The sequence below is a fragment of the Streptococcus sp. 2100 genome (genome assembly GCF_013276335.1).
GTDB classification, from domain to species: Bacteria; Bacillota; Bacilli; order Lactobacillales; family Streptococcaceae; genus Streptococcus; species Streptococcus pseudopneumoniae.
In genome coordinates this window covers 1-17,304 of the sequence record NZ_VMKV01000046.1, presented here as the reverse complement: position 1 = coordinate 17,304, position 17,304 = coordinate 1, and the positions used below count along the sequence as shown (strand labels likewise).

The 17,304-nt window shown below is 40.7% G+C and carries 16 protein-coding genes, 1 pseudogene and 3 riboswitches; of the genes and pseudogenes, 15 read left to right on the top strand and 2 right to left on the bottom strand.

The features are described 5' to 3' along the window. Positions 1–557: 557 nt before the first annotated feature. The 11 genes from lctO (at position 558) to thiE (HT669_RS07460) (ending at position 10,071) form a co-directional block, all read left to right on the top strand. Positions 558–1,694: an L-lactate oxidase gene (gene lctO / locus HT669_RS07510; protein ID WP_055356914.1), complete on the top strand. Its 1,137-nt coding sequence runs from the start codon at positions 558–560 to the stop codon at positions 1,692–1,694. Positions 1,695–1,842: 148 nt separating this feature from the next. Next, positions 1,843–1,931, top strand: a riboswitch (TPP riboswitch). Between the two features lie 217 nt (positions 1,932–2,148). Beyond that, complete coding sequence (locus tag HT669_RS07505; protein ID WP_172922234.1) at positions 2,149–2,817, top strand: TenA family protein; 669 nt, start codon at positions 2,149–2,151, stop codon at positions 2,815–2,817. A 129-nt stretch (positions 2,818–2,946) separates the two neighbouring features. Continuing rightward, positions 2,947–3,729 carry a hydroxyethylthiazole kinase gene (thiM, locus tag HT669_RS07500; RefSeq protein WP_165778291.1) on the top strand — a complete coding sequence of 261 codons (783 nt, stop codon included), beginning with the start codon at positions 2,947–2,949 and terminating at the stop codon, positions 3,727–3,729. Between the two features lies 1 nt (position 3,730). Continuing rightward, positions 3,731–4,360 carry a thiamine phosphate synthase gene (gene thiE, locus HT669_RS07495; RefSeq protein ID WP_101514665.1) on the top strand — a complete coding sequence of 210 codons (630 nt, stop codon included), beginning with the start codon at positions 3,731–3,733 and terminating at the stop codon, positions 4,358–4,360. Between the two features lie 209 nt (positions 4,361–4,569). Beyond that, positions 4,570–4,658: riboswitch (TPP riboswitch) on the top strand. Between the two features lie 156 nt (positions 4,659–4,814). Then, positions 4,815–5,375, top strand: a complete 561-nt coding sequence (locus HT669_RS07490; protein WP_000915290.1) for an ECF transporter S component — start codon at positions 4,815–4,817, stop codon at positions 5,373–5,375. After that, a complete protein-coding gene (locus tag HT669_RS07485) occupies positions 5,376–6,761 on the top strand; it encodes an ABC transporter ATP-binding protein (RefSeq protein ID WP_101514666.1) in 1,386 nt (461 codons plus the stop codon). 1 nt (position 6,762) lies between these two features. Further along, entirely contained in the window at positions 6,763–7,413 is a 651-nt protein-coding gene (locus HT669_RS07480) for an energy-coupling factor transporter transmembrane component T (RefSeq protein WP_172933671.1), read from the top strand. Positions 7,414–7,423: 10 nt separating this feature from the next. After that, a complete protein-coding gene (gene tenA / locus HT669_RS07475) occupies positions 7,424–8,113 on the top strand; it encodes a thiaminase II (RefSeq protein WP_101514668.1) in 690 nt (229 codons plus the stop codon). A 5-nt stretch (positions 8,114–8,118) separates the two neighbouring features. Beyond that, entirely contained in the window at positions 8,119–8,643 is a 525-nt protein-coding gene (gene thiW, locus HT669_RS07470) for an energy coupling factor transporter S component ThiW (RefSeq protein ID WP_001225551.1), read from the top strand. After that, complete coding sequence (locus HT669_RS07465; protein WP_172933670.1) at positions 8,643–9,446, top strand: hydroxyethylthiazole kinase; 804 nt, start codon at positions 8,643–8,645, stop codon at positions 9,444–9,446. Before thiW ends, HT669_RS07465 begins: the two co-directional genes overlap by 1 nt. Then, positions 9,439–10,071: a thiamine phosphate synthase gene (gene thiE / locus HT669_RS07460; protein WP_172933669.1), complete on the top strand. Its 633-nt coding sequence runs from the start codon at positions 9,439–9,441 to the stop codon at positions 10,069–10,071. The genes HT669_RS07465 and thiE (HT669_RS07460) overlap by 8 nt, the downstream gene beginning before the upstream one ends. Before the next feature lie 163 nt (positions 10,072–10,234). Here thiE (HT669_RS07460) and thiD read toward each other — a convergent pair whose 3' ends face one another. Then, positions 10,235–11,026, bottom strand: coding sequence for a bifunctional hydroxymethylpyrimidine kinase/phosphomethylpyrimidine kinase (gene thiD / locus HT669_RS07455; protein WP_101514670.1), 792 nt, complete (start codon positions 11,024–11,026; stop codon positions 10,235–10,237). Positions 11,027–11,109: 83 nt separating this feature from the next. After that, a riboswitch (TPP riboswitch) is annotated at positions 11,110–11,207 on the bottom strand. A 183-nt stretch (positions 11,208–11,390) separates the two neighbouring features. Between thiD and HT669_RS07450 the strand changes: the two genes are divergently transcribed. The 4 genes from HT669_RS07450 (at position 11,391) to spxB (ending at position 16,402) form a co-directional block, all read left to right on the top strand. Continuing rightward, positions 11,391–11,786, top strand: coding sequence for a CopY/TcrY family copper transport repressor (locus tag HT669_RS07450; protein WP_050283357.1), 396 nt, complete (start codon positions 11,391–11,393; stop codon positions 11,784–11,786). A gap of 10 nt (positions 11,787–11,796) precedes the next feature. After that, positions 11,797–12,168, top strand: coding sequence for a cupredoxin domain-containing protein (locus HT669_RS07445; protein WP_050283358.1), 372 nt, complete (start codon positions 11,797–11,799; stop codon positions 12,166–12,168). Positions 12,169–12,177: 9 nt separating this feature from the next. Next, on the top strand, positions 12,178–14,421 hold the full coding sequence (locus HT669_RS07440; RefSeq protein ID WP_023933973.1) for a heavy metal translocating P-type ATPase: 2,244 nt from the start codon (positions 12,178–12,180) through the stop codon (positions 14,419–14,421). A gap of 205 nt (positions 14,422–14,626) precedes the next feature. After that, the gene (gene spxB / locus HT669_RS07435) at positions 14,627–16,402 is read left to right on the top strand and encodes a pyruvate oxidase (RefSeq protein ID WP_023941447.1); all 1,776 of its coding nucleotides are present in this window, start codon (positions 14,627–14,629) and stop codon (positions 16,400–16,402) included. A gap of 121 nt (positions 16,403–16,523) precedes the next feature. Here spxB and HT669_RS07430 read toward each other — a convergent pair. Next, positions 16,524–17,297 (bottom strand): annotated as a pseudogene (locus tag HT669_RS07430) (IS630 family transposase). Positions 17,298–17,304: the final 7 nt, after the last annotated feature.

Below are 17,304 nucleotides of genomic sequence, written 5' to 3'. Positions count from 1 at the left end.
TCGTTATTGGGCGGTTACAGTTGAAATAGTACACTTTGATTTCTAAGACATTGTTAGAAATTGGTTTAAATTCCCTAATCAATTTGCGCATGTTTTATTTCATTTTACGATAGTACGTTGAAACTTTTCAAAAAGTACTAGAAATTGACTTGGATCCCCCAATTGATTTGTTCAGATTCACTATAAATAAAAAATTAATAAGTGGGATAGGAAGTTAGCGTCAACTAGGATAGTATCTTGCTTAAACACAGTATATATGGGACTGATATAAGTCCATAGGCCCTATTAGAGGATGTTCTGGTGTCTTATTTACTTGTTTTTTATAGCATCAGTAGATAGAATCAGCAAATAAAAAAGTAGTTCAAATGCCTGGCAGCAAAAAATCTCAACGATTCACTTAATATAGACTAAAGTTTAGAGTTTAAGGAAAGTAGGGCTAATATATTGTATGAAAAATAAGATTGTTTTTAAGCAAAACTCTTGAAAATGATTGAAAAAAGAGTTATTATAGATGTATAGTAAAAAGCAAACGCTTACTTAATCAAGGAGGACAGTTTATGTCATACAAAACAAGCAATGCAGAAGGGCATGTAGATTTCATTAATACCTATGATTTGGAGCCAATGGCGCAACAAGTGATCCCTAAAGCAGCATTTGGCTATATTGCTAGTGGGGCAGAAGATACTTTCACTTTAAGAGAGAATATCCGTGCCTTTAACCACAAACTCATCGTTCCACATACGCTTTGCGATGTTGAAAATCCAAGTACAGAGATTGAATTTGCAGGTGAAAAACTATCCTCACCAATCATTATGGCGCCTGTTGCGGCTCATAAATTAGCGAATGAACAGGGTGAAGTGGCGACTGCGCGTGGTGTGCATGAGTTCGGTTCTCTTTATACAACCAGTTCTTACTCTACTGTTGACCTTCCAGAGATTTCTGAAGCCCTTCAAGGGACACCTCATTGGTTCCAATTTTACTTTAGTAAGGATGACGGTATCAACCGCCACATCATGGACCGTGTGAAGGCTGAAGGTTATAAAGCGATTGTCTTGACGGCAGATGCTACTGTAGGGGGCAATCGTGAGGTGGATAAGCGTAATGGTTTTGTCTTCCCAGTTGGCATGCCGATTGTTGAAGAATACCTGCCAGAAGGTGCTGGTAAATCAATGGACTTTGTTTACAAATCAGCTAAACAGCGCTTGTCTCCACGCGATGTAGAATTTATCGCTGAATACTCTGGACTTCCTGTCTATGTCAAGGGACCACAATGCCGTGAGGACGTTGAGCGTTCACTTGCTGCAGGAGCTTCTGGTATCTGGGTAACCAACCACGGTGGTCGTCAAATCGACGGTGGACCAGCTGCTTTTGACTCGCTTCAAGAAGTGTCAGAAGCAGTTGATAGACGTGTGCCAATTGTCTTTGACTCTGGTGTTCGTCGTGGTCAACACGTCTTTAAAGCCTTGGCTTCAGGAGCAGACTTGGTAGCTATTGGTCGCCCTGCTATTTATGGTTTGGCTCTTGGTGGTAGTGTTGGTGTGCGTCAAGTCTTTGAACACTTGAATGCGGAATTGAAGACAGTTATGCAATTGTCTGGAACTCAGACCATTGAAGATGTCAAACACTTCAAACTTCGTCACAACCCATACAACCCAACCTTCCCAGTTGACCCTCGTGACTTAAAATTGTATTGATAAAAGAGATTGCCTCCACTGAATGTGGAGGTTTTTCTTCGTGTATTGGAAGAATAAATCGCTATCAAAAACTATATAAAGATATTTTTCGGTCAAATATCTTGCTAGGGCTTTCAATTTCTGTTATAATGGTCTAGTAATTAAATAATAAAGACATTTGGGGTGCTTTAGGCTGAGATGATACCCATTGAACCTGATACAGTTAAGACTGGCGAAGGGAAATGTGAACAGTTTTTTTCGTATGGTGAAATGAACGGTCTAATCTTGTAAGTCAACTCTAATTCTTGATTGTAATTGGAGTTTTTTTGTTTATATAAAACTGGATAGGCTTGTTTAGGTAGCTCTCTGCAAATGTCCTCGATGTTCTTTAAAAGAATCAAGTGGAATTACGATTTTACTTGGTATTTCTTGGTGTTTTATTAATTACTAACAAGTAAAGAGAGGAGAAGTAAATATGGAAACACAGATTTATGCATTTCAGCCAGGTTTGACTGTTGGAGAATTATTAAAAAGCAGTCAGAAGGATTGGCAGGCTGCAATCAATCATCGTTTTGTTAAGGAACTTTTTGCAGGGACAATTGAGAATAAGGCCTTAAAAGACTACCTGATTCAAGATTATCACTTCTTTGATGCCTTCCTATCCATGTTGGGTGCCTGCGTAGCCCACGCAGACCAGCTTGAATCCAAGCTTCGTTTTGCCAAGCAACTAGGTTTTCTTGAAGCAGATGAAGATGGCTATTTCCAAAAGGCTTTCAAAGAGTTAAAAGTAGCAGAGAATGACTATATGGAAGTGACCTTGCATCCTGTAACAAAAGCCTTTCAGGATCTAATGTATTCGGCAGTGGCTTCATCAGACTATGCCCATCTTTTGGTCATGCTGGTCATTGCAGAAGGTCTCTATTTAGACTGGGGTTCTAAAGATCTGCCTATACCTGAAGGCTATATTCATTCGGAATGGATCAATCTCCACAGAGATCCTTTCTTTGCAGAGTGGGTTCAATTTCTGGTTGACGAACTCAATCGTGTCGGGAAAGGTCGAGAAGATTTGACAGAACTTCAGCAACGCTGGAATCAAGCGGTCGCTTTAGAATTAGCCTTTTTTGATATTGGTTATGACGCCTAGAGAAAGTTTAGGATATTTACAAATTTGATGAGGTAAATCATTCAATGTAAATGAAAAAAATTTCTTAACAAAAGATAGAGATAAATCGAAATCAGTATATCGTATAAAGTGAAAAGGAAGGATTTCAATATGACAAGTTTAAAATTATTAAAAGAAAAAGCACCTTTGGTCATTTGCATAACCAATGATGTAGTAAAAAATTTCACAGCAAATGGATTAGTAGCACTGGGTGCCTCACCAGCTATGAGCGAGTACCCAGCAGACTTAGAAGATCTATTAAAATATGCTGGAGGATTATTGATTAACATTGGGACTTTAACGGATGATAATTGGAAATTATACCAAGCTGCTCTGAAAATTGCAGAGAAATATAATGTCCCAGCAGTTTTAGATCCTGTAGCCTGTGGAGCAGGAGAATATAGAAAAAAAGTAGCAGATGATTTAATCAACAATTACAAACTAGCTGCGATTAGGGGGAATGCTGGAGAGATTGCTTCTTTAGTAGGGATAAATGTGGCATCTAAAGGAGTAGATAGTGCGGGCGTAGATAATATTGATGAAATTGCTCTAGCAGCAAATGAGAAGTTCAATATTCCAATAGTAGTAACAGGTGAAGTGGATGCTATTGCTGTAAATGGAGAAGTGGTAACGATTCATAATGGTAGTGCCATGATGCCAAAAGTTATTGGGACAGGATGCTTATTAGGTGCTGTAATAGCAAGCTTTATCGGACTTGAAAAAGGTCAAGAATTGAAATCATTAGAAACAGCAATGTTGGTTTACAATATCGCTGGAGAAATGGCAGAAAAATGCCCCAATGGGCATCTTCCTGGGACATTTAAAGTTGAATTTATAAATGCCTTATATGAGATTTCAGATGAAGATGTAAAGGAATTCAAAAGAGTGAAGTAAAATGTTTCATAAAGAATTACTAAAACTATATTTTATTTGTGGAACGACTACTTGCCAAGGTAAAGATCTATATAGAGTCGTTGAGGAAGCCTTAAAAGGTGGTATAACCTTATTTCAATTTCGTGAAAAAGGGGAGGGAGCCTTAGAAGGTAAAGAAAAAGTCGAAGTAGCAATTAAACTACAGGATCTTTGTAAAAAATACAATGTTCCGTTTATTGTTAATGATGATATTGATTTGGCGATGGAAATTGACGCTGATGGCGTACATGTAGGACAAGATGACCTTGGAGTTGATGAAATTAGAAAATTGATGCCAGATAAAATAATTGGTCTTTCTATAAAAAACGAGAAAGAATTTCAACAGTCAAAAGTTGAATATGTAGATTATGTTGGTGTTGGTCCTGTATTTGATACCCAGTCAAAAGATGATGCTGGTGGCGCTATAGGTTATGAAGGTCTTAAATTGATGAGAAAACTATTGCCACAAATGCCCTTAGTTGCAATTGGTGGGATACAGACGCAACATATTAAAGACATTATGAAGACTAATGTTGACGGTGTTTCAATCATTTCAGCAATATCGTATGCAAAAAATATAGAAAAAACTGTTCGGGAAATGAGTGAACAATAGGTATCTATCCTTGGATTCTAAGTAAGTGGAAGTTTTCCTTTTCTAAAAAGATATATCCAGATTCAGTTTAAATAGCTAATCTATCAAACAAGACATTTGGTTTTTTCAAAAGAAAGATCTGCTGTCTTTGTGAGTGCAAGGCTGTATTTCCAGTTCAATTTCTTGAATTGTAATAAATCATTTGTTATAATAGTTATATAATTAAATAATAAAGACATTTGGGGTGCTTTAGGCTGAGATGATACCCATTGAACCTGATACAGTTAAGACTGGCGAAGGGAAATGTGAAATGTTTTTTTCGTATGTCGAAAAGAACGGTCTAATCTTGTAAGCTAAACTCTAATTCCTATCTGTAATTAGAGTTTTTTCTTTTACGAAACTGGATGAAGGTGATATAAACCTTTTGGTAGCTCACCTTGAGTGCCCCACTTTTCTTTAAAAAAAAGAGTTTTTTATGTTGAAAAAATGGCAGTTAAAAGATGTTATCTTGCTTGCTTTCTTGTCTATCTTTTTTGGTGGCGTTTTTGTGGGTTCAGGATATGTGTATAATATTCTCAGCCTACTCTTAACACCTCTTGGTTTACAGGCTTTTGCCAATGAAATCCTCTTTGGACTCTGGTGTATGGCTGCGCCCATTGCGGCCATCTTTGTTCCGAGAGTCGGAAGTGCAACGATTGGAGAAGTGCTAGCTGCGCTTGCTGAAGTTCTTTATGGTAGCCAATTCGGTCTAGGTGCCCTTTTGTCTGGCTTGGTTCAAGGTTTGGGAAGTGAACTTGGTTTTATCGTAACCAAGAATCGCTATGAAAGTTGGCTCTCTCTAACTGCCAATAGTATTGGGATTACGCTTGTTAGCTTTGTCTATGAATACATTAAGTTAGGTTACTATGCCTTCTCCCTTCCTTTTGTCCTTTCCTTGCTAGTGGTACGTTTTATTTCTGTTTATTTCTTCTGTACTATCTTGGTTCGTGCTATTGTCAAACTCTATCATCAGTTTGCAACTGGAGGAAAAGCATAGATGGGTCTGGAATTACGGGAGATTCAGTCCCCAATTTTTTCGGAACCGATTGATTTTACTTTTCATGGGCAAGCTTTTACCTTGTTAGTTGGGAGCAGTGGTTCAGGAAAATTGAGTCTCTTTCAAATGATTGCCCAAGTCAGTTCTCTTCCCTATAGCGGTCAAGTCCTGATAAACGGGAGCGAGGTCAGTCAGCTTTCTATCATCGAACGTATCCAGACGGTTGGTATTCTATTTCAAAATCCCAATCATCAATTTACCATGGAGAACTTGTTTGAGGAGTTGGTTTTTACCCTAGAGAATATCGGCCATCCCGTTCAGGAAATTGATTCAAAAATAGCAGAGGTAGTCCAGCAATGTCGCTGCAAGGCAATCTTGCACCGTCCCATTCATCACTTATCAGGTGGGGAAAAGCAAAAAGCTGCTTTGGCTGTTCTCTTTGCTATGAATCCTAGGGTCTATCTCTTGGATGAGCCTTTTGCTTCCATTGACCGCAAGAGTAGGATAGAGATATTGGAGATTCTAAAAGAGTTAGCTTCTAATGGGAGGACAGTTATTTTGTGCGACCATGATTTAACGGACTATGAAGCCTATATCGACCATATGGTGGAGCTAAGAGATGGGCAACTAAGGGAAGTGTTTCAAATCCCTACCTCTGATATGACCCAGGTTACTTCAAAGGAAGTTGCTTCTAGCCCAGAACTATTCCATATGGATAGAATGACTTGTGAGCTGAATAAGCACTCCCTCTTTTCGATTGCGGATTTCACATTCTACCAAGGAATTTCCTGTATCTTGGGTGATAATGGTGTTGGGAAATCAACTCTCTTTCGCTCCATTCTTCAATTTCAAAAGTATAAGGGGCGCATTACTTGGAAGGGTTCGGTTCTAAAAAAGAAAAAGAGTTTGTATCATGACCTGACGGGTGTTGTTCAGGAAGCTGAGAAACAGTTTATTAGAGTCAGTCTGCGAGAAGAGCTCCAATTAGATGGACCTGATTCTGAAAGAAATCAGCGAATTTTTAAAGCTTTACGATATTTTGATCTGGAGCAGGCAGTCGATAAGAGTCCCTATCAATTAAGTGGTGGTCAGCAAAAAATTCTTCAGCTCTTGACCATCTTGACCAGTAAGGCTTCAGTGATTTTGCTAGATGAACCTTTTGCAGGTTTGGATGATAGAGCTTGCCATTATTTTTGCAAGTGGATTGTGGGGGAGAGAAATCAAGGAAGAAGTTTTCTGATCATTAGCCATCGTTTAGATCCTTTGATCTCTGTGGTTGATTATTGGATTGAGATGACTAGTCAGGGTCTCAGTCATGTGAAAACAGTGACAATTACCAAACCACTCACATCTCAGAGTAGCAATACCCAAGGGGAGGTGAGATAGTATGGTCAAAGTAGCAACCCAGACACCGATTATCAGTCTCTTCTTGCTGATTTTATCCTTGGAAACATCTTTCATTCCTTCGATTGCTCTGAATCTTTCGGTAGTCGCATTCTGTATTTTCTTTATGCTCTATTACCGTCGATTTAAGATGTTGGCTTGGATGATTCTGCTTGCCATTTTGCCATCCTTTGCCAACTACTGGGCAGTTCAGTTACATGGAGATGTTTCGCAGGCGGTCATGCTTGGAACGAGGGCCTTTGTGATAGTTTGTATCGGACTTGTCTTTATTTCCTCTATTTCACTAAAAGAGCTTCTCTTGTACTTGGCTCAAAAGGGGTTATCACGGTCATGGGCCTATGCCTTGATTGTGGTATTCAATTCCTTTCCCCTTATTCAGCAAGAAATCAAGTCCCTCAAGGAAGCTTGCTTATTACGCGGTCAAGAACTACATTTTTGGTCGCCCTTGATTTACAGCAAGGTTCTGATGACAGTCTTTAGGTGGCGCCATCTTTACCTGAGAGCTCTATCGGCGCATGGATATGACGAACATGCACAGGTGGAGAATAGCTATCGGACTTTTTATATTCCTAAAAGGACAATATTCATCTACCTGCTGTTCTTTTTATTGCTTCAAACCAGTCTATTTTTATAAAGGAGTTATTATGGAATTTACAGATATTGCGATGGAATTATCCAAGGAAGCTTGGCAGGCTTCCTTTCATCATCCCTTTATTTTACAATTACAAGAGGGGAATTTAGAACCTGCCATTTTCCGCTATTACCTGATTCAGGATGCCTACTATCTGAAGGCCTTCTCAGAAATCTATCACCTTTTGGCTGATAAGACTTCAAATCAAGAGATGAAAAGACTCTTGAAACAAAATGCTCAGAGTCTAGTGGAGGGTGAGTTGTTTATCCGCCAACAATTTTTCAAGGAATTGGAAATCAGCGATCAGGAAATGGAGCAACATCCAATCGCTCCCACCTGCTATCATTACATTTCTCACATTTATCGGCAATTTGCAGAGCCAAACTTGGGCATTGCCTTTGCAAGTTTGCTACCTTGTCCTTGGTTATACCATGATATAGGCAAATCACTTAATCTTAAACCATCACCAAATCCTCTCTACCAACAATGGATTGAAACTTATATTACGGATGAGTTAGAGCAACAGATCAGAGAGGAGGGAGCGCTGGTCAATCAACTCTATCGCGAAAGTGATGAGACAGACAAGAAAAAAATGCTAGATGCCTTCCACATCAGTGTTCATATGGAAGCCAAGTTTTGGGAAATGGCCTACCAACACCAGACATGGAAGAGCGATTTACAGTCTTTAGAAAAAGGAGAATAATAAACATGAGAAAGCACCAATTACAAGTTCACAAATTAACCATTTTATCTATGATGATTGCCCTTGATGTAGTCCTTACACCTATCTTTCGGATTGAGGGAATGGCACCGATGTCCAGTGTAGTCAATATTCTAGCAGGAATCATGATGGGACCTGTTTATGCCTTGGCTATGGCTACAGTGACAGCTTTTATCCGTATGACAACTCAAGGGATTCCACCTTTAGCTCTTACAGGAGCAACTTTTGGAGCCCTCCTGGCAGGTCTCTTTTATAAGTATGGTCGAAAATTTCATTATTCCGCTCTAGGAGAGATTGTGGGAACAGGTATTATTGGTTCTATTGTTTCCTATCCTGTTATGGTACTCTTTACAGGATCGGCTGCTAAGCTTAGCTGGTTTATCTACACTCCTCGATTTTTCGGAGCAACCTTGATTGGTACAGCGATTTCCTTTATTGCTTTTCGATTTTTAATCAAGCAGGAATTCTTTAAAAAAGTGCAGGGATATTTCTTTGGTGAAAGGATAGAATGATGCAGGAATTGATAAATCCTTTTCCTCTGGAAACGAGTTCTCTTATTCACTGTATGACCAATGAGATTTCTTGTGAGATGCTGGCAAATGGGATTTTGGCTCTGGGATGCAAACCTGTCATGGCAGATGATCCCCGTGAGGTTCTTGATTTTACTAAGCAAAGTCAGGCTCTCTTCATCAATTTGGGGCATTTGTCAGCTGAGAAGGAAAAAGCAATCCGTATGGCAGCTTCTTATGCAGCTCAAGTTTCTCTTCCAATGGTAGTAGATGCGGTTGGCGTAACGGCTTCCTCTATTCGTAAGAGCTTAGTTAAAGACCTTTTAGACCATAGACCTACGGTCCTTAAAGGAAATATGTCGGAAATCCGAAGTCTTGTTGGCTTAAAACACCACGGCGTTGGGGTCGATGCGAGTGCTAAAGATCAAGAAACGGAGGATTTACTTCAAGTCTTGAAAGACTGGTGTCAGACCTATTCAGGTATGTCATTCTTAGTCACAGGCCCCAAGGGCCTTATCGTTTCGAAGAATCAGGTCGCTGTATTGGAGAATGGCTGTGCAGAATTAGACTGGATAACAGGAACAGGAGATTTGGTTGGAGCCTTGACAGCCGTTTTTCTCAGCCAAGGAAAGACTGGTTTTGAAGCTTCTTGCTTAGCAGTCTTTTATCTTAATATCGCTGCTGAGAGAATAGTTGTTCCAGGAATGGGATTGCAAGAATTTCGTTACCAAGTACTCAATCAGCTTTCGCTTCTAAAAAGAGATGAAAATTGGCTAGATGCCATCAAAGGAGAGGTTTATGAATAGAGAAGCACTTAGACTATATCTGGTAACCAATAGCTATCAAGATTCCATGGAAAGCTTTCTTGCAAAAGTTGAGACGGCCTGCCGTTCAGGGGTTACCATAGTCCAATTGCGAGAAAAAAATCTCACAACCCATCAATATTATCAACTGGCAAAACAAGTCAAGGAAATAACAGATGCTTATCAGGTACCCTTGATAATCGATGATCGGTTGGATGTTTGTCTTGCGGTTGATGCAGCAGGTCTGCATATCGGAGATGATGAATTACCGGTTTCGGTAGCTCGCAAAGTCTTGGGTTCTGAAAAAATCCTCGGTGTCACCGCTAAAACGGTTAAAAGAGCTCTGGAAGCGGAGAAATCAGGTGCAGATTACTTGGGGACAGGAGCCATTTTCCCAACCACCACCAAGGAAAATGCGCCCATTACTCTGATATCGACCTTGAAAACAATTTGCCAAACGGTCGCCATTCCAGTAGTTGCTATTGGCGGCTTGACATCAGAGAATATTGATCAGCTTATGGACACGGGTATAGCTGGTGTAGCTGTAGTGCGTGATTTGATGCAGGCAGAAGATATTGAGGCAAAAACGCAAGCCTTTTTAACAAAGTTGCATGACATTATTTCCTAACTAATACTCAATGAAAATCAAAGAGTAAACTAGAAAGCTAGCCGCAGGTTGCTCAAAGCCCTGCCTTGAGGTTTCAGATAGAAGCTGACGTAGTTTGAAGAGATTTTCGAAGAGTATAAAAACTCTCTAATTCCCTTAAAGTGGGAACTAGAGAGTTTTTTTCTTAATCTTTAAAACTTGTATGGTTGACTGGGCCAGAACCATGACCGAGTTGAGGGGCGTCTTGGATGGCTTTCGTGATAAAGGCCTTGGCCTTATCAACTGCCTGGTAAAGGCTCTTTCCCTTGGCTAGTTCAGCCGTAATCACTGCAGCAAATGTACATCCAGTACCATGGGTGTGACAGGTTTGAATTCGTGGGCTTTCCCAGACAAATTGATCATCCTTGGTAAAGAGGAAATCTTTAGCACCACCTTCGAGATGGCCACCTTTGATGACCACAGACTGAGGACCAAATTCTTTTAAAATCAGGCGACCAGCACGCTGCATGTCTTCGGGGTCATGGATTGAAAAACCAACAATCTCTTCTGCCTCAGGAAGATTGGGCGTGATAATGGTTGCAAGGGGAAGCAGGTTTGTTTTGAGATAGTCTCTAGCAACTGAGTCGATCAAGGCATCTCCGCTAGTCGCTACCATAACTGGATCTAAAACATAGGGACAATCCAGCTTTTTAAGATAGGGCTGGATGATTTCCATGATTTCGGTAGTTGCCAACATCCCAGTTTTTACAGCCTGAGGTGGAATATCAGAAAAGGCACTGTCCAATTGGGCTTTCAACATTTGAGGAGAAACGTGCTCGATCAATTGAACACCTCTGGTATTTTGAGCGACAAGACTGGTTACAACAGCCATTCCATAGACATTTCTCGCTTGGAATGACTTTAAATCAGCCATAATGCCAGCACCGCCACTAGGGTCAGTACCTGCAATGGTCAAAGCAACGGGTAAATAAGTCATCTAAAACCTCCCAACCAACTGAAGTTTGTATTCTTAAGAACAAGCTAATCTGTTTCAGGAAGGCAATAGAAGACTGCTAGTCCCCATTATCATTTCCACTTCCATCAGCTAGCATTACCTAGATTGAGTCAAAGGGTCTAACAGTCGTTAATCTCAGCTTTACGCACCCCTAGTGGTTGTTTTCTTTTTTCTTTAGTATAGCATATTTTTATTGTTTATATAGTAATATTTGACTGCAAATCGTTTTTCAAATGATTAAAATCCTATTTTTCAAATAAAATATTGATTTCATAATTGACAAATGTAGACTTTAGGAGTATACTAAGAAACATAATTGACAAATGTAGATTTTGGAGGTGTGCTGATGCAGATTTCAGATGCAGAATGGCAGGTCATGAAGATTATTTGGATGCAGGGGGAGCAGACCAGTACGGATTTGATCAGGGTTCTGGCGGAGCGGTTCGAATGGTCCAAGTCAACCATTCAAACTCTTTTGGCTCGTTTGGTCGAGAAAGAGTGTCTGACAAGGAAAAAAGAAGGCAAGTCCTTTGTCTATTCAGCCCTTTTAACTTTGGATCAAAGTCGAGACTTGCTTGTCCAAGATATCAAGGACAAGGTTTGTTCTCGTAGAATTAAGAACTTGTTGGCTGATTTGATTGCTGAATGTGATTTTACTCAGGCTGACTTGGAAGACTTGGAAGCTGTGATTTCTGAGAAGAAATCAAGCGCTGTAACAGAAGTAAAATGTAATTGTATGTAAAGGAGACGTCATGTTAAATAGTATTGTAACCATTATTTGTATTGCCCTTATCGCGTTTATCTTGTTTTGGTTTTTCAAAAAGCCTGAAAAATCTGGACAAAAGGCCCAGCAAAAAAAGGGCTACCAAGAGATTCGAGTGGAGGTCATGGGGGGCTATACGCCTGAGTTGATTATCCTCAAGAAATCAGTGCCAGCCCGCATTGTCTTTGATCGCAAGGATCCTTCACCCTGTCTGGACCAAATTGTTTTTCCAGATTTTGGTGTACATGCGGACCTACCTATGGGGGAAGAGTATATAGTGGAAATCACGCCTGAGCAGGCTGGAGAGTTTGGCTTTGCTTGTGGTATGAACATGATGCACGGCAAGATGATTGTAGAGTAGGTGGAGACTATGACAGAAATTGTGAAAGCAAGCTTAGAAAATGGCATTCAAAAAATCCGTATCCGAGCTGAAAAAGGCTATCATCCAGCCCATATCCAGCTTCAAAAGGGAATTCCAGCTGAGATCACCTTTCACCGTGTGACACCTTCAAACTGTTATAAGGAAATTCTGTTTGAAGAAGAAGGCATCTTGGAACCAATCGGCGTAGATGAGGAGAAAGTCATTCGTTTTACCCCTCAAGAATTAGGCCAACATGAATTTTCTTGTGGTATGAAGATGCAAAAAGGAAGCTATACAGTGGTTGAGAAGACTCGAAAATCTCTATCACTTTTACAGCGTTTTTGGATTACCAGTATCTTTACTGTGCCTCTTGTGATTCTCATGATTGGGATGTCGACAGGAGGAATTAGTCACCAAGTCCTGCGTTGGGGAACCTTTTTAGCCACAACACCGATTATGCTAGTAGCAGGTGGGCCTTATATCCAAAGTGCTTGGGCTAGTTTTAAAAAGCACAATGCCAACATGGATACCTTGGTTGCTCTGGGAACCCTAGTGGCCTATGGTTATAGCCTAGTTGCCCTCTTCGCTGGTCTCCCCGTTTACTTTGAAAGTGCTGCATTTATCTTCTTCTTCGTTCTTATGGGAGCCGTTTTTGAGGAGAAAATGCGGAAAAATACTTCCCAAGCTGTGGAGAAATTACTTGACTTGCAGGCTAAAACTGCAGAAGTCTTGCGTGAGGATAACTATGTTCAAGTTCCCTTGGAGCAAGTCAAGGTAGGTGACCTGATTCGAGTGCGTCCCGGTGAAAAGATTGCGGTTGATGGTGTCGTAGTAGAAGGTGTCTCTAGTATTGATGAGTCTATGGTGACAGGTGAGAGTCTGCCTGTGGACAAGACAGTTGGAGATACTGTCATTGGCTCAACCATCAATAATAGTGGAACACTTGTTTTTAGAGCAGAAAAAGTCGGTTCAGAGACTGTTTTGGCTCAGATTGTGGATTTTGTGAAGAAAGCTCAGACAAGTCGTGCGCCGATTCAGGACTTGACGGATAAAATTTCAGGGATTTTTGTCCCAGCAGTTGTCATTTTAGGGATTGTGACCTTTTGGGTTTGGTTCGTCTTGCTCAGGGATAGTGTAGTTGTGCTTGGGTCGAGCTTTGTGTCTTCGCTTCTCTATGGAGTAGCAGTTCTGATTATTTCCTGCCCTTGTGCATTGGGACTTGCAACACCGACAGCCCTTATGGTGGGGACAGGTCGCAGTGCCAAGATGGGAGTTCTCCTCAAAAATGGAACGGTTCTACAGGAAATCCAGAAAGTTCAAACTATCGTCTTTGATAAGACCGGGACTTTGACGGAAGGGAAACCTGTGGTCACAGATATCATCGGCGACGAAGTAGAAGTGCTTGGATTGGCAGCTTCCTTGGAAGAAGCTTCTCAACACCCACTGGCTGAAGCCGTTGTGAAACGAGCGAGTGAAGCTGGACTTGAGTTTCACACTGTTGAAAATTTCCAAGCCTTGCACGGAAAAGGTGTCTCAGGGCAAATCAATGGAAAACAAGTTTTGCTTGGAAATGCTAAAATGCTGGATGGCATGAACATTTCTAGCACTTATCAAGATAAACTAGAAGAACTAGAAAAAGAAGCTAAGACAGTTGTGTTCTTGGCTGTTGACAATGAAATCAAAGGCTTGCTTGCTTTGCAAGATATTTCCAAGGAAAATGCCAAGCTAGCCATCAGTCAGCTAAAAAAACGTGGCCTTAAAACAGTCATGTTGACAGGAGACAATGCAGGTGTGGCGCGTGCTATTGCAGATCAAATCGGAATCGAAGAGGTCATTGCAGGTGTCTTGCCAGAAGAAAAAGCCCATGAAATTCATAAACTACAATCAGCTGGTAAAGTAGCCTTTGTTGGGGACGGTATCAATGATGCCCCTGCCCTCAGTGTAGCAGATGTGGGAATTGCTATGGGGGCTGGAACAGATATTGCCATCGAGTCAGCAGATTTAGTGTTGACAACCAATAACCTCCTAGGCGTAGTGCGTGCCTTTGACATGAGTAAGAAAACCTTTAATCGAATTCTGCTCAATCTTTTCTGGGCCTTTATCTACAATGTCGTCGGAATTCCGATTGCAGCAGGAGTCTTTTCTGGTGTTGGATTGGCGCTCACTCCAGAATTGGCAGGTCTAGCCATGGCCTTTAGTTCTGTATCTGTTCTGACTAGTTCACTCTTACTAAACTTTAGTAAAATAGACTAAAAGTAATGACTAGATTTCTTTGTTATAAAACAGGAATGGCAGCACTTTCAAAACTGTATTAGAATAGAAAGTAGAGAGTTTTGAGCAGATTTTTAGAAAAGTCAACATAAATATGATATAGTGGAATAGTAAAAATTTGGAGAACGTTTCCAATTCTATGTAATCGTATTCTCCAAGTCTAAAAAATTGAAGGAGAGTTATCACTATGACTCAAGGAAAAATTACTGCATCTGCAGCAATGCTTAACGTATTGAAAACATGGGGCGTAGATACAATCTACGGTATCCCATCAGGAACACTCAGCTCATTGATGGACGCTTTGGCTGAAGACAAAGATATCCGCTTCTTGCAAGTTCGCCATGAAGAGACAGGTTCTCTTGCAGCGGTTATGCAAGCTAAATTCGGTGGCTCAATCGGGGTTGCAGTTGGTTCAGGTGGTCCAGGTGCGACTCACTTGATTAACGGTGTTTACGATGCAGCTATGGATAATACTCCATTCCTAGCGATCCTTGGATCACGTCCAGTTAATGAATTGAACATGGATGCTTTCCAAGAATTGAACCAAAACCCAATGTACAACGGTATCGCTGTATACAACAAACGCGTAGCTTACGCTGAGCAATTACCAAAAGTAATCGACGAAGCTTGCCGTGCTGCAGTCTCTAAAAAAGGTCCAGCTGTTGTTGAAATCCCAGTAAACTTTGGTTTCCAAGAAATCGACGAAAACTCATACTATGGATCAGGTTCATACGAGCGTTCATTTATCGCTCCTGCTTTGAACGAAGTTGAAATCGACAAAGCTGTTGAAATCTTGAACAATGCTGAACGTCCAGTTATCTATGCTGGTTACGGTGGTGTTAAAGCTGGTGAAGTGATCACTGAATTGTCACGTAAAATCAAAGCACCAATTATCACAACTGGTAAAAACTTTGAAGCTTTCGAATGGAACTATGAAGGTTTGACAGGTTCTGCTTACCGTGTTGGTTGGAAGCCAGCCAACGAAGTGGTCTTTGAAGCAGACACAGTTCTTTTCCTTGGTTCAAACTTCCCATTTGCTGAAGTTTACGAAGCATTCAAGAACACTGAAAAATTCATTCAAGTTGATATTGACCCTTACAAACTTGGTAAACGTCACGCCCTTGACGCTTCAATCCTTGGTGATGCAGGTCAAGCAGCCAAAGCAATCCTTGACAAAGTGAATCCAGTTGAATCTACTCCATGGTGGCGTGCAAACGTGAAGAACAACCAAAACTGGCGTGATTACATGAACAAACTCGAAGGTAAAACTGAGGGTGAATTGCAATTGTATCAAGTTTACAATGCAATCAACAAACATGCTGATCAAGACGCTATCTACTCAATCGACGTAGGTGACACTACTCAAACATCTACTCGTCACCTTCACATGACACCTAAGAACATGTGGCGTACATCTCCACTCTTTGCGACAATGGGTATTGCCCTTCCTGGTGGTATCGCTGCTAAGAAAGACAATCCAGATCGCCAAGTATGGAACATCATGGGTGACGGTGCATTCAACATGTGCTACCCAGACGTTATCACAAACGTTCAATACGACCTTCCAGTTATCAACGTTGTCTTCTCAAATGGTAAATATGCCTTCATCAAGGACAAATACGAAGACACAAACAAACACTTGTTTGGTTGTGACTTCTCTAATGCTGACTATGCGAAAATCGCTGAAGCGCAAGGTGCTGTAGGATTTACAGTTGACCGTATCGAAGACATCGATGCAGTTGTTGCAGAAGCTGTTAAACTCAACAAAGAAGGTAAAACTATTGTGATCGATGCTCGCATCACTCCACACCGTCCACTTCCAGTAGAAGTACTTGAATTGGATCCAAAACTTCACTCAGAAGAAGCTATCAAAGCCTTCAAGGAAAAATACGAAGCAGAAGAACTCGTACCATTCCGTCTCTTCTTGGAAGAAGAAGGGTTGCAATCACGCGCAATTAAATAATTCCTCTCGCCGAAAATCAAATATGAAACTTGTAGACTTTATTCTTTGATTTTCATAGAGCGGAACTTTAAAAGATCGGAGCAATCCGGTCTTTTTATTATAAAGAAATTGCATATAATACTCATATGCTTTCAAAAAGCATTCTAGTCCATCTCCGATTAACGATGGACTTTATCACCTCCTTCTCCAGTCCTTGTATAACATCTTGAAGTTGATTCATGATATCTTCCAATATGGGCATCAACAGCTCCATAACAATAGCGAAATTCTCGTATATAGTGACTATGGACATGTGGACCTACTCCCCATTGGAGCCCAACAAGATCCCAGTTTACTGATTCTACCGAAACCAGCCTCATCTTGGTACATCAAGCGAACCTTACGAAAATGCCTACTGGTTTTAAAGCGCTTTCTTGTCTTCTTGAATTGAGATTTTATTTTTAGACGCGACAATGGTTTGAGAGTCTGCTTTCTTGGGATGTTCTGGACGTGGCCTAATATTTCGCCAACCATGGCACTTCAAGAGTTGATAAAAGGCATCACGTGTGTAGGAAGGACCTAACTCCTTTGTATAAGCCTGAAATAAGGCATCAATTGTAACAAATTCTCCTGCCTCTGCAGCCTTCAAATGACGGGCAAGAAAGGCTTTCTCTATATATGCATGGTTACGACCACCACGTGTTTCTTGAAGGAGAGAATCGAGTCCGAACTCCTCATATTTTTTTACAGTTGGCCAAATCGTTGTTTGATTACAGTCTAAAAGCTCTATAATCTCTTTATAAGATTTACCCATCAGACGAAATAGAACGATTTGAAGGCGTTTATGATATTTAGCTGTACGAGAGTCTCTTAAAAGTGTTTTGATAGCTTGGATTTCTTCTTTAGTTGATTTCATATTACTA

Bases quoted from the DNA above. Each gene is read 5' to 3' on its own strand.
- HT669_RS07450 (WP_050283357.1), top strand. From the start codon at position 11,391: ATGCAGATTTCAGATGCAGAATGGCAGGTCATGAAGATTATTTGGATG.
- HT669_RS07490 (WP_000915290.1), top strand. From the start codon at position 4,815: ATGTTGAAAAAATGGCAGTTAAAAGATGTTATCTTGCTTGCTTTCTTG.
- HT669_RS07440 (WP_023933973.1), top strand. From the start codon at position 12,178: ATGACAGAAATTGTGAAAGCAAGCTTAGAAAATGGCATTCAAAAAATC.
- thiM (WP_165778291.1), top strand. From the start codon at position 2,947: ATGACAAGTTTAAAATTATTAAAAGAAAAAGCACCTTTGGTCATTTGC.
- thiE (WP_101514665.1), top strand. From the start codon at position 3,731: ATGTTTCATAAAGAATTACTAAAACTATATTTTATTTGTGGAACGACT.
- HT669_RS07505 (WP_172922234.1), top strand. From the start codon at position 2,149: ATGGAAACACAGATTTATGCATTTCAGCCAGGTTTGACTGTTGGAGAA.
- spxB (WP_023941447.1), top strand. From the start codon at position 14,627: ATGACTCAAGGAAAAATTACTGCATCTGCAGCAATGCTTAACGTATTG.
- thiE (WP_172933669.1), top strand. From the start codon at position 9,439: ATGAATAGAGAAGCACTTAGACTATATCTGGTAACCAATAGCTATCAA.
- HT669_RS07480 (WP_172933671.1), top strand. From the start codon at position 6,763: ATGGTCAAAGTAGCAACCCAGACACCGATTATCAGTCTCTTCTTGCTG.
- thiW (WP_001225551.1), top strand. From the start codon at position 8,119: ATGAGAAAGCACCAATTACAAGTTCACAAATTAACCATTTTATCTATG.
- HT669_RS07485 (WP_101514666.1), top strand. From the start codon at position 5,376: ATGGGTCTGGAATTACGGGAGATTCAGTCCCCAATTTTTTCGGAACCG.
- HT669_RS07465 (WP_172933670.1), top strand. From the start codon at position 8,643: ATGCAGGAATTGATAAATCCTTTTCCTCTGGAAACGAGTTCTCTTATT.
- thiD (WP_101514670.1), bottom strand. From the start codon at position 11,026: ATGACTTATTTACCCGTTGCTTTGACCATTGCAGGTACTGACCCTAGT.
- lctO (WP_055356914.1), top strand. From the start codon at position 558: ATGTCATACAAAACAAGCAATGCAGAAGGGCATGTAGATTTCATTAAT.
- tenA (WP_101514668.1), top strand. From the start codon at position 7,424: ATGGAATTTACAGATATTGCGATGGAATTATCCAAGGAAGCTTGGCAG.
- HT669_RS07445 (WP_050283358.1), top strand. From the start codon at position 11,797: ATGTTAAATAGTATTGTAACCATTATTTGTATTGCCCTTATCGCGTTT.